Source organism: Oscillibacter sp. 1-3, assembly GCF_000403435.2.
Classification (GTDB): Bacteria; Bacillota; Clostridia; order Oscillospirales; family Oscillospiraceae; genus Oscillibacter.
Genome location: NZ_KE159703.1, coordinates 219,011 through 233,935 on the forward strand (window position 1 = coordinate 219,011; position 14,925 = coordinate 233,935).

Consider the following 14,925-nt stretch of genomic DNA (forward strand, 5'->3'; position numbering starts at 1 on the left):
TTTGAATGGCGGAGATGAATATCCTGTTTGACGAGGAGCGGCTGCGCAAGCTCATTGCCAACCTCAACATCCTCACCGGCCTGCCCGCCAACATTTTGGACCCGGAGGGGCGGGACATCAACCTGTTCAAGGGCCACCCGCCCTTTTGCCGGATGCTCAACGACCTGCCGGAGGGGCATGAGCGCTGCGTGGCCTGCGACCGGTGCAAGATCCAACACTACACCGCGGATAAGGGGTTCCAGTTCTACCGCTGCCACGCCGGGATCTGCGAGGCCATCATGCCCCTCTTTGATAAAAAGAGACCCCTGGCCTATCTGGCCTTTGGCTGCTACCTGGACGAGAGCCCCCTGGAGGAGCAGTGGGAGGTGACCCGGAGCCGGCTGGACTGGTATCCCGGCGGGGCCGACGCCCTGCGCCCCGCCTTCTTCCAGTTCCGGCAGTACAGCCAGAAGGAGCTGCGGGCCTATGCCGAGACGCTGGAGGCCCTGTCCGCCTATATCCAGCTCAAGGGCATGATTCTCACAGCCGAGCAGACGGACCTGCAGAAGCTGGAGCTGTATCTGGACCAGCACTATATGGAAAAGCTCTCCCTGGCCTCTGTCTCTCAGGAGCTGCGCATCGGCCGCACCAAGCTGTGCGCCCTGGCCAAGGAGCTCTCCGGCGGACACACCCTGTCCCACCTCATCGCCCAGCGGCGCATCAGCGAGGCAAAGCGCCTGCTGCTCCAGAGCAGCCTGCCCATCTCCGTGGTGGGGGAGATGGTGGGCATCAGCGACTACAACTATTTTTCCAAGGTCTTCCGCTCCGTCACCGGCAGCACCCCCAGCGCCTTCCGCAAAAACGGCCTAAAGGGCGGGGGGATTTCCGGCTAATCGATTACGAAATCGTACGAACTTTCACGGTTCGTACGATTTTGCTATAAAGCGGACTTTTTGCTCTATTATTCGCAGAATGAACAAGTATAATTTAGATTAAGGAAACGCGTTTGTGGATTATTTCCCATGAGGATGCTCCGCAGCTGGGTTTCCCACATCATTTCATGAAAGAGGAGAATGAAGATGAAAAGATTTCTTGCGTTGCTGCTGGCCCTGGTCATGACGATGGCCCTGGCGGCCTGCGGCGGCAAAACCGACACCCCTTCCACTGACAACACCCCTCCCGCGGAGAGCAATGATCCCGCGCCCGCGGCCCCCGCTGAGAAGATCCCCGTCAACGTCATCGCCGCCGAGTACGGCCAGAACACCAAGCAGTGGTGGGCTGACTTTGTGGAGGACTTCAACAAGGACAATGAGAACATCGACCTGACTGTGGAGGTTGTCTCCTGGAACGACATCTACACCGTGGTCAACACCCGCATCTCCGGCAACAGCGCCCCCGACATCCTGAACATCGACGTCTTCGCCGACTATCAGGCCGATGACCTGTTGCTGCCCGCCGAGGAGTTCGTCTCCCCCGAGACCTACGCCAAGATGTACCCCGCCTTCCTGGATCAGTCCGTTGTGGACGGCACCGTGTGGGCCATCCCCGACCTGGCCTCCGCCCGCGCCATGTACTACAATGTGGACATCCTGGAAGCCGCCGGCGTGGAAGTTCCCACCACCTGGGACGAGCTGACCGAGGCCTGCAAGAAGATCAAGGAGTATGACTCCAGCATCTATCCCTGGGGCATTGACATGACCACCGACGAGGGCCAGGCCGCCTTTGCCTACTACATTTGGAACAACGGCGGCGACTTCACCGACGCCGACGGCAACTGGACTCTGAACACCCCCGAGAACGTGGAGGCCATTGAGTACGCCATCAGCCTGGTGAAGGACGGCTACACCAACTCCGACCCCGCCAACGAGACCCGCTACACCCTGCAGGATCTGTTCGGCGCCGGGAAGCTGGCCATGATGATCGGGCCCAACTCCATCCCCACCTACATCAAAGAGGGCGGCAGCACTATCAACTACGCCTTCGCGGCCATCCCCACCAACGGCGGCAACCCCTCCGTCTCCGCCGGCGTTATGGACCGCTTCATGTGCTTCGACAACGGTCACTCCGACGAGAAGATCGAGGCCATCAAGACCTTCTTCGACTACTTCTATGACGATGCCCGCTACTCCGACTGGGTGCTGATGGAGGGCTTCCTGCCCGCCACCTCCGCCGGCGGCGAGATCGTGGCCGCCTCCGATCCCTCCATGGCCCCCTGGGTCGAGATCGTTGGCTCCTGCAAGTTCTATCCCACCGCCAAGGCGGAGTGGGCCGACGTGAAGCAGGGCGTCATTGATGTCGAGCAGCACGCGCTGCTGGGCGGCGATGTGGCCGAGCTGCTGGATACCCTCCAGGCCAGCCTCCCCGGCTGAAAGGGCCGTCAATACCTGAATTAGAAAAACGCACAGCCGCGGGCCGGGCCGGCTTGGTCCGGCCCGCGGCCTCTTCCATTTGCGGCCGCTTTCAAAGGGCGGAGCGTTCCGCCCTTTGAAAGCGGCCGGAGAGAAAACGTACTTAGGGAGGTGTCTCCGTGAACGCAGCAACCCAAACCGTTCCCGCAGAGAAGAAAGCGCCCGCGAAGAAAAAGGTCCCCGGCAGTTCCGGGAAGAAGCTGTTCCGGAAGGTGGAGCCCTATATCTGGATCGCGCCCAGCGTGATCCTCATGGCGGTTTTCATCCTGGTGCCCATCCTGTCCGTGTTCCAGATGGCCATGAGCGACGTCAGCCGGGCGGGCAAGATCAAGGGCTTCAACGGCCTTGAGAATTTCTCGAAGGTCATCAGCAATCCCTCGTTCAGCCTGGTCCTGAAAAATACCCTGGTGTGGACCGTGGCCGTGGTGGTTCTCTCCACCGTGCTGGGCTTCATGCTGGCCCTGGTGCTGAACAACAAGTTTCGCGGGCGGAAGATCGCCCGGGCCATTGTGGTCTTCCCCTGGGCCACCACGCTGGTCATCCAGGCCAGCGCCTGGAACTTCATCATCAACACCGACTACGGCACCCTGAACACCCTTCTGATGAAGATCGGCCTGATTTCCGCCCCGGTGAACTGGACCCCCACGCCGGCAGCCTACTTCGCCTGGGAGATCGCCTGCGGCATCTTCGTCACCATCCCCTTTGTCACCTTCTGCGTCCTCTCCGGTCTCCAGAGCATCGATACCTCCTATTATGAGGCCGCCACGGTGGACGGAGCCGGCTATTTCCAGAAGCTGTTCAGCATCACCCTGCCTCTGGTGAAATCGTCCCTGACCGTGGCCACGGTGCTGAACATCATCTACGTGTTTAACTCCTTCCCCATCATTTGGACCATGACCAAGGGCGACCCCGCCAACCACACGGACACCCTGGTCACCTACCTCTACAAGCTGGCCTTCTACAACGGCAAACAGGGCGAGGCCGCCGCCGTGTCGGTCATCGGCTTTTTGATTCTGCTGATCTGCGCCAGCACCTACATGATCTACACCCTGCGGAAAGGAGATGAGGACCTGTGAGCCAGCCCGCTGCCGCTTTGAAAAAGCCGCTCTCCGTGAAAAAGGTGATTTTGCGCCTCCTGCTGTACTTTGTGGTGCTTGACGTGTGCATCATCACCCTGTATCCCTACTTTGCCATGCTCTGCACTGCGTTGAAGAGCCGCAACGAGATCTTCAGCGGCAATACCATCCTGCCCGTCACGGCCCTGTGGTCCAACTTCATCGACATCTGGAGCCGGGCCCCCATGGCCAAGTACATGCTCAACTCCATCCTGATTGCCGGCGGCTCCACCATCATCGCCATGCTCTGCGGCATCCCCGCCGCCTATGCCCTGGCCCGGATGAAGTTCAAGGGTCAGACCGCTTTCCTGGGCGTCATCATCGTCTCTCAGATGTTCGCACCGGTGGTGCTGCTGATCGGCATCTACAAGGTGATGCTCTCCATGGGGCTGACGGACAGCATCCTGGGACTGATTTTCATCAACGCCGCCTTCAACCAGGCCTTCACCGTCTGGCTGCTGCGGGGCACCTTCATGGGCATCTCCGCAGAGATGGAGCAGGCCGCCACCATTGACGGCTGCAGCCGGGTTCAGTCCATGATGAAGGTGTTGCTGCCTGTGGCGGCCCCCGGCATTGTTACCACGCTGATCTTCATCTTCATCAATGCCTGGAACGAGTACACCGTGGCCCTGTGCCTCATTCAAACCGACACCCTCAAGCCGCTGACTGTTGGCATCAACACCTTCAACGGCTACAACATCATCGAGTGGCAGTATCTCTTCGCCGCATCCATCTTCGCCATCATCCCTGTGGTGATTCTCTTCATGTGCATCGAAAAGAATCTGGTCAGCGGTTTGGCCTCCGGCGGTGTGAAGGGTTAAGGGCTGTACAAACTCACAAAAAATTGGTGGATTCCCTCCGGCGAGCATGGTATACTATGCATAGGATCTCCGTGTTCCGCCGGAGCGCGCCAATCAGGACTTTTGGAAAGGGAGAGCATACCATGAGAATTTACTGCGAGAAGGACTACGACGCCATGAGCCGCCGGGCGGCCAACCTGATCTCCGCCGAGGTGATCCGCCGCCCGGACTGCGTGCTGGGTCTGGCCACCGGCTCCACGCCGGAGGGGACCTACAAGCAGCTGGTGGCCTGGAACCAGCGGGGCGATTTCAGCTTCAAGGAGGTCCGCTCCGTGAACCTGGACGAGTACCGGGGGCTGGCCCCGGACCATGACCAGAGCTACCGTTATTTCATGCAGAAGCACCTCTTTGACCATGTGGACATCCGCCCGGAGAACACCTGGGTGCCTGACGGTCTGGCGGAGGACCCTGCCGCCGAGTGCGCCCGGTATGACGAGCTGATCCGCTCCCTGGGCTACGCCGACCTCCAGCTGCTGGGCGTGGGCCGCAACGGCCATATCGGCTTCAACGAGCCCGACGAGGACTTCATGAAGCCCACCCACGTGGTGGATCTGGCCGAGAACACCATTGACGCCAACGCCCGTTTCTTTGCCAGCCGCGACGAGGTGCCCAAGCAGGCCTTCACCATGGGCATCGGCTGCATTATGGCCGCCCGCCGGGTGCTGCTGCTGGCCAGCGGCACCAACAAGGCGGATGCCATCTACAACGCCGTCTGCGGGCCCATCACGCCCCGCTGCCCCGGCTCCATCCTCCAGCTTCACAATGACGTGGTGCTGGTGGGCGACGAGGCCGCCCTCAGCAAGCTGATCGAGGCGGGGGTATGCGTATGCGGATAACCGGCGGCCAGGTCTTTGACCTGGAACGGGGATTCATTGCCCGGGATGTCTGCACCGACGGCGGGCTGATCGCTCAGGCCAGCGGCGGCGGTGAGACGCTGGACGCCGCCGGATGCTATGTGATCCCCGGTCTGGTGGATGTCCACTTCCACGGCTGCGTGGGGGAGGATTTCAGCGACGCCACCCCCGAGGGACTCCAGCGCATCGCGGACTTTGAACTCAGCCAGGGCGTGACCTATATCTGCCCCGCTGGCATGACTCTGCCGGAGGACCAGCTGACGGCCATCTGCAAAAATACCGCCGCCCACCGCAGGCACAACACCGGCGGCGCGGAGGTGGTGGGGGCTCACCTGGAGGGCCCCTTCCTGTGCATGGCCAAGAAGGGTGCTCAGAACGGGGACTTCCTCCACGACCCGGACATTCCCATGCTGGAGCGCCTCCAGGCGGCAGCGGAGGGGTGCGTGAAGCTGGTGACCGTGGCCCCCGAGCAGCCCGGCTCCGTCGCGTTTATCAAGGCCGCCAGGGAGATGGGTATTCACGTCTCCGTGGGTCATACTGTGGCGGACTACAACACCGCAAAGGCCGCCTTTGAGGCGGGGGCGGATCATGCCACCCACCTCTTCAACGCCATGCCGCCCCTGGCCCACCGGGACCCCGGCGTCATCGGCGCGGCCTACGAGGTCTCCGCCGTCCAGCCGGAGCTGATCTGCGACGGCATCCACATCCACCCGGCTGTGGTGCGCCTGACCTTTGACCTGTTCGGCAAAGAGCGGATGATTATCATCTCCGATTCTCTGCGGGCCACGGGCATGCCCGACGGCGAGTATCCCTTCGGCGGGCAGATGATCGAGGTTCACGGCAACCGGGCCACCATCCTGGGCCACCCGGAGACGCTGGCGGGCTCCGTCACAAGCCTCATGGGCTGTCTGCGCCAGGCAGCCGCCTTCGGAATTCCCCTGGCGGACGCGGTGCGGAGCTGCACCTACAACCCGGCCCGCTCCATCGGCATTGAGGACAGAGCGGGCACCTTGGATGTCGGCAAGGAGGCCAGCCTCGTTCTGCTGAATCAGGCGGACCTGTCCATCCGGGCCATTGTGTTCAAGGGCCAGGTTGTGAAGAGCTGAGCGCGCCCCATTTTTTCGTTGGAACTGGCGGAGTCATCCGCCTTTCCATAAATAAACCAGGGCCGCGGGCTGCTCCACTTCCACAGCCCCCGGTACCAAACAAAAGGAGGAAAACCCGCAGCGGCTTGCGGTGCGGCAGTGTGGAGACCTGCCGTAAAGTCCTCGGGGCCGTGCGCCCCGGGACGAGGTGGAGAGGGCGGAGGCCGCTCCATCAAAGCCGAAGTGTATGGCAACTCTGAACCTGAAGAACATCAAAAAGGTCTACCCCCACAGCGGCGATCAGAAGAAGGCCAAGAAGAAGGCCGGCGAGCCCGAGAAAAAGGTAAATCTGCAGGTGACCGACGAGGGCGTCGTGGCCGTGCAGGAGTTCAGCCTGGACATTGCCGACAAGGAGTTCATCGTTCTGGTAGGCCCCTCCGGCTGCGGCAAGTCCACCACGCTGCGCATGGTGGCCGGCCTGGAGGAGATCTCCGGCGGCGAGTTGTACATCGACGGAAAGCTCATGAATGATGTGGAGCCCAAGAACCGGGATATTGCCATGGTGTTCCAGAGCTACGCACTGTATCCTCACATGACTGTCTATGAGAACATGGCCTTCCCCCTGAAGCTCCGCAAGACCCCCAAGGAGGAGATCGACCGCCGCGTGAAGGAGGCCGCCGAGATCCTGGACATCACCCAGTACTTAGACCGCAAGCCCAAGGCCCTCTCCGGCGGCCAGCGCCAGCGCGTGGCCATCGGCCGGGCCATCGTCCGGGAGCCCAAGGTCCTTTTGATGGATGAGCCCCTCTCCAACCTGGACGCAAAGCTCCGCAACCAGATGCGGGCGGAGATCATCAAGCTGCGCCAGAAGATCAACACCACCTTCATCTATGTCACCCACGACCAGACCGAGGCCATGACCCTGGGTGACCGGATCGTCATCATGAAGGACGGCTTCATCCAGCAGATCGGCACGCCCCAGGAGGTCTTCGACCACCCCGCCAACCTCTTCGTGGCCGGCTTCATCGGCATGCCGCAGATGAACTTCTTCGCGGCCAAGCTCCTCTGCGAGGGCGGAAAGTACAGCGTGTCCGTGGGCGGCTGCACGGTGGAGCTCTCTCCGGAGAAGCAGGCGAACCTGGCGGCCCACAGTGTGGCGGCCCAGAACATCACGCTGGGTGTCCGTCCCAGCCACATGGTGCTGGCCAAGGAGGCGGGCAACACCCTCACCGCCACGGTGGAGGTCAGCGAGATGATGGGCAGCGAGGTTCACTTCCACGCCAACGCCGAGGGCAAGGACGTGGTGGTCATCGTTCCCACCATGAACGCCGAGGGAGAGCACATTGACTCCTTCCGCGCCGGCGACAAGCTGAATCTGACTTTCAGCGGCAACGTCTGCCACGTGTTCGACAAGGACGGCAAGAATCTGGAATTCTGATTGGAAGCGCGAAAAAGAGGAGCGGCTTTGCCGCTCCTCTTTTTGCGTTTTTACGTGTTGTCCCGGCTGATGGGCTCCCGGAGGAAGAGCCGCCGCAGGGCCCTGCCGTTGAAGGGGACCAGCGGGTACAGATACCCCTTGCCCACCAGTGGCTTTGTGGTGGCCAGCAGTACCAGGATGCCTAGAATCCCTAAGAAGAACCCCCACACGTCAAACATCGCGGTGACCACCAGCAGCACCACCCGCAGCAGCTTGAAGGCATAGCCGATCTCATAGCTGGGCTGAGCGAAGCTGGCCACGGACACGAAGGCCATATACACCAGCACCTCCGGCCCCAGCCACCCCGCCTGGACGGCGAAGTCGCCTAAAATCAGGGCCCCCAGCATGGAGAAGGAGTTGGACAGGGAGTCCGGCGTGTTCAGGGAGGCCAGCTTCAAAACGTCAATCAGAAACTCCACCACCAGCAGCTGCCACAGCAGGGGCAGGGAGGCCGGCTCCGGCGAGGAGAGAAAGTCCAGCCATCCCGGCAGGCGGTTGGGCTCGCTGACCATCATATACCAGGCCGGCGTAATCAGCAGAGAGATGAGAAAGACCACAATGCGCAAAAGCCGCAGGTAGGTGCCAACCAACGGCGGGAAGTAGAACTCATTGGCCTCCTGAGTAAAGTCGAAAAAGGTGGTGGGCAGGATCATCACCGAGGGGGAGTTGTCCACCATCAATATGATGTTACCCTCCATGACACAGGCGGCGGCGCTGTCCGGCCGCTCGGTGTAGCGCACCTTGGGGAAGGGGTTGTACCACTGCTTCCGCTTGGGCCGGATGGCCTCCGCCACGCTCTCCTGGGACATGACAAGGGAGTTGACGTCGATGGAGTTCAGTTTGTTCCGGATCTCCTCCAGCAGCCCTGGGTCCGCCTTGTCGTCCAGATAGCACAGCACCGCGTCCGTGCGGGAGCGGAGCCCCACCTTGAGACCCTCCATGGTGAGATGGGGGTCCCGGATGCGGCGGCGCAGCAGCGCCATGTTGGGGACCACCGCCTCCACAAAGCCGTCGTGAGAGCCCCGGAGGACCTTGCCGTCCGGCGGCTCCTCCACGCCCCGGCCGGGGTAGTTTTTGGCGTCCATCAGCGCCGCACCAGAGAGGCCCTCCATCAGCAGCAGCGTCTTGCCCAGCAGAACGGAGGTGACAATATCCTCCCCGTCAAAGCTGACGTCAGTCTCCGAGAAGGTGATGAAGCGGTCGGCAAATTGCTGCATCTCCGTGAGCCCGCTCAGATGTTCCTCTGTCAGCGACAGCCAAAAAGACCCCATCCGCTCCAAAATCTCATCCTTGCCGTAGCCGTCAATGACCCAGATCCTGGCCCGTTTTCCGCCGATGATGTAATCCCTGCTGACCAGGTCGCAGCTGCGGCCCACGCCCAGCACATCATTGAAACGGCGTACATTTTCTCCGTAATTATTTGAAAGTTCTTCCATGCGCCACCTCCGTTATGAAGGTAGTATGCGCAGTACAGGGTACAATATCCGGAAAATGAAACAAAAGGGAAGGGCGGGGCCGGAAATCCGGCCCCGCCTTGGCGATTACTCCTCAATGCTGATGGCGCTGACAGGGCAGCCGTCCCGGGCGTCCTGGGCGCTGGCCAGCTGGTTTGCGGGGACCTCGCCGCCGTGGGCCAGACCGTCATCGCCCATGGTAAAGCACACGGGGCAGGTGCCGGCGCACAAGCCGCAGCCGATGCAGTTTTCATTGACCGTCGCGTTCATGAAAAAGCCTCCTTGTCGATTCCGCCTCCGGCCCGGCAGGGCCGCTCCGGAAGTGTGCCTGTTTTCAGACGCCTCTATTATCTCTCATTTTTTCGTTTTCAAACCGGGACAGCGGACAAAGAGGTAAACGGTTGCTTATGCAGATTGCATTTTTGAGGCGGTGTGGATTTGGTAAAAATGTTGAAATTGCATAAAGCTATTGACAAATCAAAAAAAATATTGTACAGTATAGACACAAGAAAGGAGTGAGTCCCATGGGCTAGGTAAGTCCAAGAGATTCCCAAATTCCCACGCCGTTCGGAATCGAGAGCATTCTCAGTAACCGCGCAAACTCCGGAAGATCCCCCAAAGACGAAACACACTCACTATGCTGAGCAGCACGAGACAGGCCGTTTTGGAAAAATCCAGAGCAATGATCTGCGTGTACCGCTGTTTTATGGATTGGAGCATATCCCTGAGTTTCCCGACTCCCCAGCATTCCCGGCATCCGAACGGTAATCCCGAAGAAATCTGGAGGTAGACAAATTGGAAAATCCGATCCACGCGTAGGCCCCCCATTCGCCGCTGGAGCGAGTGGGGGGTTGTGTTTTGCTGTTGAACGGACCGCCGCAGAGGCGGCGCGGGCTGGAGAAGTCTCCGGCCTGGTATTTTTTTGCATAAAAGGAAGGTGCGGCGGGCTTTTGCCCGCCGCACCTTCCAAACAGAAGTGATTGGAAAGAATTACTTGTTGTCAACAGAGAACATATAGGCGATCAGCTCCACCATCTTGTTGGCGTAGCCGCACTCGTTGTCGTACCAGGAGACAACCTTCACGAAGGTGTCGGTCAGGGAGAGGCCGGCCTTCTTGTCGAAGATGGAGGTCCGGGAGTCGCCCAGGAAGTCGGAGGAGACAACGTCCTCGTCGGTATAGCCCAGAACGCCCTTCAGCTCGCCCTCAGAGGCCTCCTTCATGGCCTTGCAGATGTCCTCGTAGGTGGCGGGCTTCGCCAGCTTGGCGGTCAGATCCACCACGGACACGTCCAGGGTGGGGACGCGCATGGAGATGCCGGTCAGCTTGCCGTTCAGCTCGGGAATGACCTTGCCCACGGCCTTGGCGGCGCCGGTGGAGGAGGGGATGATATTGCCGGTGGCAGCACGGCCGCCGCGCCAGTCCTTCATGGAAGCACCGTCCAGCAGCTTCTGGGTGGGGGTGACGGAGTGGACGGTGGTCATCAGGCCCTCCACAATGCCGAACTTCTCGTTCAGAACCTTGGCGATGGGGGCCAGGCAGTTGGTGGTGCAGGAGGCGTTGGACACGAAGGTCATGTCAGAGGTGTACTTGGTGTTGTTGACGCCCATGACAAACATGGGGGTGTCGTCCTTGGAGGGAGCGCCCATGATGACGTGCTTGGCGCCGGCGTCGATGTGGCCCTGGCACTTGCTCTTCTCCAGGTGCTGGCCGGTGCACTCGCAGATATACTCGGCGCCCACGCTCTTCCAGGGAATGTCGCTGACTTCCTTGGCGGTGAAGACTTTGAACTCCTTGCCGTCCACCACCAGGGCGTCGGCGGTGTAGGAGACCTCTCCGGGGAACTTGCCGTGGACGGAGTCATACTTCAGCATATAGGCCATATACTCGGGGCTCATGAAGGGGTCGTTCAGGCCCACGACCTCCACGTCATCCCGCTTCAGGGCGGCGCGGAACACGATGCGGCCGATGCGGCCGAAACCATTGATACCAATCTTAGCTTTCATTGATCTTTACTCCTTTTCATGAATAATAGACTGATGAGTTGGCTGCAATGTCGAAACGTTTGCGTAAACGATTTGCCTAATCGATTTTCCAGGAGTATCGTACCACACTGTCAGCTTTTTGACAATTGTCATTTCAGATAACAATCACCACCCGAGGTTGTTAATTTTTGATAATAAAATCTCAAAAAATATGGGAATTCAGGAAAAACCCGGGGAAAAAACTTGACGAAAAAGGGGGAGTATTCTATACTGTTAATTGATTACGCAAATTGGATTACGCAAAGAGAGCGAACTTTGCGCAAGGAGAGGCAATATGAAAGTGACCATCAGCGATGTGGCCCGGCTGGCGGGGGTGTCCACCGCCACGGTGTCCCACACGATCAACAATACGCGCTACGTCTCCGGGGAGACCAAGGAGAAGGTCTATCAGGCCATCGCGGAGCTGGGCTACACGCCGGACGCCTCCGCCCGCAGTTTCCGCACAGGGAAGAAAAAGACCATCGGCTTTATCGTGCCGGACATCTCCAACAAGTTTTTCGCCACCATGATCGAGGCAGTGGAGTACCAGCTCTCCGCCCGGGGCTACCACCTGATAATCGCCAACACCAAGGAGAACATGGAGCGGGAGGAGAACACCATCCGCCTTTTGACTGCGGGACTGGTGGACGGGCTGCTGATCGCCAGCACCATCGACGACTTCGCCCGCTTTGACAGCCTGATCCCCGCCGGCTTTCCGGTGGTGCTGGTGGACCGCACCTTTGAGGAGAAGAAGTATTCCTCCATCTGCGTGTCCAACTTCCAGCCCATCTACCGCAGCGTCTGCCGCCTGGCGGGGAAGGGGGCCCGCCGGGTGGGCATCATCGGGGGACTGCCCCGCCTGTCCACCACCAAGGAGCGGATTTTCGCCTACCAGCAGGCCGTGGCGGACTGCGGCCTGGTCCAGGAGGAGGGGCTCGTTCAGTACGGCGACTCTATGGAGAACAGCGCCCGGTTCTGTCTGGAGACACTGCTGGAGCAGGGGTGCGACGCCCTGATTGTCTGCCAGGGCCTGATGTCTCTGGAGACCATCAGCTACCTGAATCTAAAGAACATCCGGCTGGCGGAGGACATTGATCTGGTCAGCTTCGTAGATTATGATTACGATTTTTATCAGCTTTATTCCAGCCGCATGGATTCCATCATCCAGCCGGTGGAAGAACTGGGGGCCGCCGCCGGGGAGCAGATTCTGCGGCGGGTGGAGGAGCCGGAGGCGCCGGTATTTGAAAAGGTGCTGACCTCCGCCTACAAGCCCTGCAGCCTGTCCGCCCAGAGCCACTCGGACCGCTGAGTACCGGATACATATTGATATTGGGGGAATTTTGCATGAATACCCGCATGGAACACGACACCATGGGCGAGATCGCCGTCCCGGCGGAGCGGCACTGGGGAGCTCAGACCCAGCGGAGCCTCGAGAATTTCAGAATCGGCGGCCAGCGTCAGCCCCAGGAGATCATCGCAGCCTTTGCCTTTTTGAAGGAGGCCTGCGCAAAGGCCAACGCGGAGGCGGGCAAGCTGACGGAGGAGCAGGCCGCCGCCATTGCCGCTGCCTGCGAGGAGATTCGGGCGGGAAAGTGGGACGAGGAGTTCCCCCTGGTGGTCTGGCAGACCGGCAGCGGCACCCAGACCAACATGAACGTCAACGAAGTGATTGCCCACCTGGCGGGGGAAAGGGGTGTGGCTTTACATCCAAACGACCACGTCAACGCCTCCCAGTCCAGCAACGACACCTATCCGTCCGCCCTCCACATCGCCGCGGCCATGACACTGGAGCGGCAGGTCCTCCCGGCGGCGGAGCGGCTGGCGGCGGCCTTCAAGAGTCTGGAAGATGCCTATCCGGACCTGATCCGCATCGGCCGCACCCACCTCCAGGACGCCACGCCGCTGAAATTCGCCCAGGAGGTCTCCGGCTGGCGGGAACTGACGGAGGCCCCCTGCCGGATGCTGCGGGCCGCGCTGGAGGAGCTCTGCCGGCTGGCCATCGGCGGCACCGCCGTGGGCACCGGCCTCAACGCCCCCGGGGGCTACGACGAGGCCGTGTGCGCGAAGCTGCGGGACCTGACCGGCCTGCCCTTCCGTCCGGACCCCAATAAATTCCACGCCCTCACCAGCAAGGACGCCCTGGTGTTTGCCCACGGGGCCCTGAAAGCTCTGGCGGCGAATCTTATGAAAATCGCCAATGACATTCGCTGGGAGGCCAGCGGCCCCCGGTGCGGCATGGGGGAGCTCCGCATCCCGGAGAATGAGCCCGGCAGCTCCATCATGCCCGGAAAGGTGAACCCCACCCAGTGCGAGGCCGTCACCATGGCGGCGGTGCAGGTGATGGGCAATGACGCCGCCATTGGCTTTGCCGCCAGCCAGGGAAATTTCCAGCTGAACGTGTTCCTGCCGGTGTCGGCCTATAACTTCCTGCTCTCGGCGAATCTGCTTGCGGACGCCATGGAGTCCTTCCGGACCCACTGTGTGGAGGGGATTGTCCCCGATGTGGAAAAGATGGAGGAGAACCTGAACAACTCGCTGATGCTGGTGACCTGCCTGACGCCGAAGATCGGCTACGAGCGGGCGGCGGAGTGCGCCAAGAAGGCTCTCCACGACGGCACGACGCTGAAAGAGGCGGCGCTGGCCCTGGGGCTTTTGACGGCGGAAGAGTTTGACGAGACAGTCCGGCCGGAGAAAATGGTATAAATATAAGGAGTGAGGACGGCGGCGCCGTCCTCACTGTTTTTGACCCTGCGGAATTCGCCGGTCCGTAAGCCCTGCGAGGTAATCCAGGCTGGTGTGGTGGATGTCCGCGAGACCGCAGATTACAACTAAGGGAATATCAGTCGTTCCGCGCTCATAGTTGGAATACGAGCTGCGGCTGATCTGCAGCAGCTCCGCTATTTGCCGCTGTGTCAGGTGCTGTTCTTCCCGCAGTTCCCGGATGCGTTTGTATTGCATAAAATCCCTCCCTGTAATCCTTTTGATGTATTATAGCACAGTTCCATCTGTTAAGACAAAATTGACAACTAAGTGACATCACCTGTTATATAGTGATCCCACTTAGTTGTTAATCTCTTTTCAAAAAAACGCTTTGATGGTATTATGCTGTTACTAAGATAACATGGAGGGAGCCTTATGCCGTCATATCTGCCCCAGTATACCTTGCGGATACCTGAAGATACCATGAACAAGCTTAAATATATTGCGGAGCGTAGCGGACGCTCTGCGAATAAGGAGATTGAGCAATTGATTTTAGCGCATATTGAGAAGTGGGAATGCGGACATAGGCCAATTATTTTGTAGTTCTCCCGCAGGTCCCAGCCAGACGGGCGGGCGCAGAGGCCCGCCCCTACAGGGTGTTCCGGCGGAAGTGCCGGGGTGTTGTGGGGCCTGGTCAGGTGACCAGGTCCCACAAGTCTTCCGTTGAAAATGCTGGAGGTTGAGGGGGGATGGCCAGCAGAGGGCTGCTGGCCCCACAGTTCTCCTGGCAGGGAATGGCCGGGTCAGGAAACCAGGCCCAAGAGGTCTTCCGCCGAAAGTGCTGGAGGTTGAGGGGGGATGGCCAGCAGAGGCTGCTGGCCCCACAGGTGTTCTACCGGAAAACAGAAGGTTGTTGGAGGGGAGAGCCGGGTCAGAGCCCGGCCCCTACAAGAAAATCGGTAGAATAGGGC

The 14,925-nt window shown here is 60.2% G+C and carries 14 protein-coding genes; 10 read left to right on the forward strand and 4 right to left on the reverse strand.

Translation table 11 applies throughout. The features are described from left to right. Nucleotides 1-5: 5 nt before the first annotated feature. The 7 genes from C816_RS01115 (at nt 6) to C816_RS01145 (ending at nt 7,739) form a co-directional block, all read left to right on the forward strand. Nucleotides 6-872, forward strand: coding sequence for a PocR ligand-binding domain-containing protein (locus C816_RS01115; RefSeq protein WP_016320558.1), 867 nt, complete (start codon nt 6-8; stop codon nt 870-872). 186 nt (nt 873-1,058) lie between these two features. After that, nucleotides 1,059-2,348, forward strand: coding sequence for an ABC transporter substrate-binding protein (locus C816_RS01120; RefSeq protein ID WP_016320559.1), 1,290 nt, complete (start codon nt 1,059-1,061; stop codon nt 2,346-2,348). A 158-nt stretch (nt 2,349-2,506) separates the two neighbouring features. Beyond that, complete coding sequence (locus C816_RS01125; protein ID WP_016320560.1) at nt 2,507-3,463, forward strand: carbohydrate ABC transporter permease; 957 nt, start codon at nt 2,507-2,509, stop codon at nt 3,461-3,463. After that, a complete protein-coding gene (locus C816_RS01130) occupies nt 3,460-4,323 on the forward strand; it encodes a carbohydrate ABC transporter permease (protein WP_016320561.1) in 864 nt (287 codons plus the stop codon). The genes C816_RS01125 and C816_RS01130 overlap by 4 nt, the downstream gene beginning before the upstream one ends. 122 nt (nt 4,324-4,445) lie before the next feature. Then, nucleotides 4,446-5,198 (forward strand): glucosamine-6-phosphate deaminase, encoded by a 753-nt coding sequence (gene nagB / locus C816_RS01135; RefSeq protein WP_016320562.1) that lies wholly within the window; start codon nt 4,446-4,448, stop codon nt 5,196-5,198. Next, the gene (nagA, locus tag C816_RS01140; protein ID WP_371254340.1) at nt 5,183-6,322 is read left to right on the forward strand and encodes an N-acetylglucosamine-6-phosphate deacetylase; all 1,140 of its coding nucleotides are present in this window, start codon (nt 5,183-5,185) and stop codon (nt 6,320-6,322) included. Before nagB ends, nagA begins: the two co-directional genes overlap by 16 nt. A gap of 226 nt (nt 6,323-6,548) precedes the next feature. Then, a complete protein-coding gene (locus C816_RS01145) occupies nt 6,549-7,739 on the forward strand; it encodes an ABC transporter ATP-binding protein (protein ID WP_016320564.1) in 1,191 nt (396 codons plus the stop codon). A gap of 50 nt (nt 7,740-7,789) precedes the next feature. Here C816_RS01145 and C816_RS01150 read toward each other — a convergent pair whose 3' ends face one another. From C816_RS01150 to gap, 3 genes are all read right to left on the reverse strand, one after another. Next, nucleotides 7,790-9,214 (reverse strand): spore germination protein, encoded by a 1,425-nt coding sequence (locus C816_RS01150; protein WP_016320565.1) that lies wholly within the window; start codon nt 9,212-9,214, stop codon nt 7,790-7,792. Nucleotides 9,215-9,319: 105 nt separating this feature from the next. Beyond that, entirely contained in the window at nt 9,320-9,502 is a 183-nt protein-coding gene (locus C816_RS01155) for a ferredoxin (protein ID WP_016320566.1), read from the reverse strand. A 720-nt stretch (nt 9,503-10,222) separates the two neighbouring features. Next, entirely contained in the window at nt 10,223-11,236 is a 1,014-nt protein-coding gene (gene gap, locus C816_RS01165) for a type I glyceraldehyde-3-phosphate dehydrogenase (protein ID WP_016320567.1), read from the reverse strand. Nucleotides 11,237-11,549: 313 nt separating this feature from the next. Here gap and C816_RS01170 point away from each other — a divergent pair, with 313 nt between their 5' ends. Both C816_RS01170 and fumC read left to right on the forward strand, forming a co-directional pair. Then, complete coding sequence (locus C816_RS01170; protein WP_016320568.1) at nt 11,550-12,563, forward strand: LacI family DNA-binding transcriptional regulator; 1,014 nt, start codon at nt 11,550-11,552, stop codon at nt 12,561-12,563. A gap of 35 nt (nt 12,564-12,598) precedes the next feature. Beyond that, a complete protein-coding gene (gene fumC, locus C816_RS01175; protein WP_016320569.1) occupies nt 12,599-13,957 on the forward strand; it encodes a class II fumarate hydratase in 1,359 nt (452 codons plus the stop codon). Nucleotides 13,958-13,987: 30 nt separating this feature from the next. On the opposite strand, the gene C816_RS01180 is transcribed toward fumC, so the two are convergent. Beyond that, nucleotides 13,988-14,212 carry a helix-turn-helix domain-containing protein gene (locus C816_RS01180; protein WP_016320570.1) on the reverse strand — a complete coding sequence of 75 codons (225 nt, stop codon included), beginning with the start codon at nt 14,210-14,212 and terminating at the stop codon, nt 13,988-13,990. Nucleotides 14,213-14,389: 177 nt separating this feature from the next. Here C816_RS01180 and C816_RS01185 point away from each other — a divergent pair, with 177 nt between their 5' ends. Then, a complete protein-coding gene (locus C816_RS01185; protein WP_016320571.1) occupies nt 14,390-14,557 on the forward strand; it encodes an Arc family DNA-binding protein in 168 nt (55 codons plus the stop codon). The last annotated feature ends 368 nt before the right edge of the window (nt 14,558-14,925 follow it).

Coding starts and splice junctions, on each gene's coding strand:
- C816_RS01115 (WP_016320558.1), top strand. CDS start 6: ATGGCGGAGATGAATATCCTGTTTGACGAGGAGCGGCTGCGCAAGCTC.
- C816_RS01120 (WP_016320559.1), top strand. CDS start 1,059: ATGAAAAGATTTCTTGCGTTGCTGCTGGCCCTGGTCATGACGATGGCC.
- nagB (WP_016320562.1), top strand. CDS start 4,446: ATGAGAATTTACTGCGAGAAGGACTACGACGCCATGAGCCGCCGGGCG.
- nagA (WP_371254340.1), top strand. CDS start 5,183: ATGCGTATGCGGATAACCGGCGGCCAGGTCTTTGACCTGGAACGGGGA.
- C816_RS01145 (WP_016320564.1), top strand. CDS start 6,549: ATGGCAACTCTGAACCTGAAGAACATCAAAAAGGTCTACCCCCACAGC.
- C816_RS01150 (WP_016320565.1), bottom strand. CDS start 9,214: ATGGAAGAACTTTCAAATAATTACGGAGAAAATGTACGCCGTTTCAAT.
- C816_RS01155 (WP_016320566.1), bottom strand. CDS start 9,502: ATGAACGCGACGGTCAATGAAAACTGCATCGGCTGCGGCTTGTGCGCC.
- gap (WP_016320567.1), bottom strand. CDS start 11,236: ATGAAAGCTAAGATTGGTATCAATGGTTTCGGCCGCATCGGCCGCATC.
- C816_RS01170 (WP_016320568.1), top strand. CDS start 11,550: ATGAAAGTGACCATCAGCGATGTGGCCCGGCTGGCGGGGGTGTCCACC.
- fumC (WP_016320569.1), top strand. CDS start 12,599: ATGAATACCCGCATGGAACACGACACCATGGGCGAGATCGCCGTCCCG.
- C816_RS01180 (WP_016320570.1), bottom strand. CDS start 14,212: ATGCAATACAAACGCATCCGGGAACTGCGGGAAGAACAGCACCTGACA.
- C816_RS01185 (WP_016320571.1), top strand. CDS start 14,390: ATGCCGTCATATCTGCCCCAGTATACCTTGCGGATACCTGAAGATACC.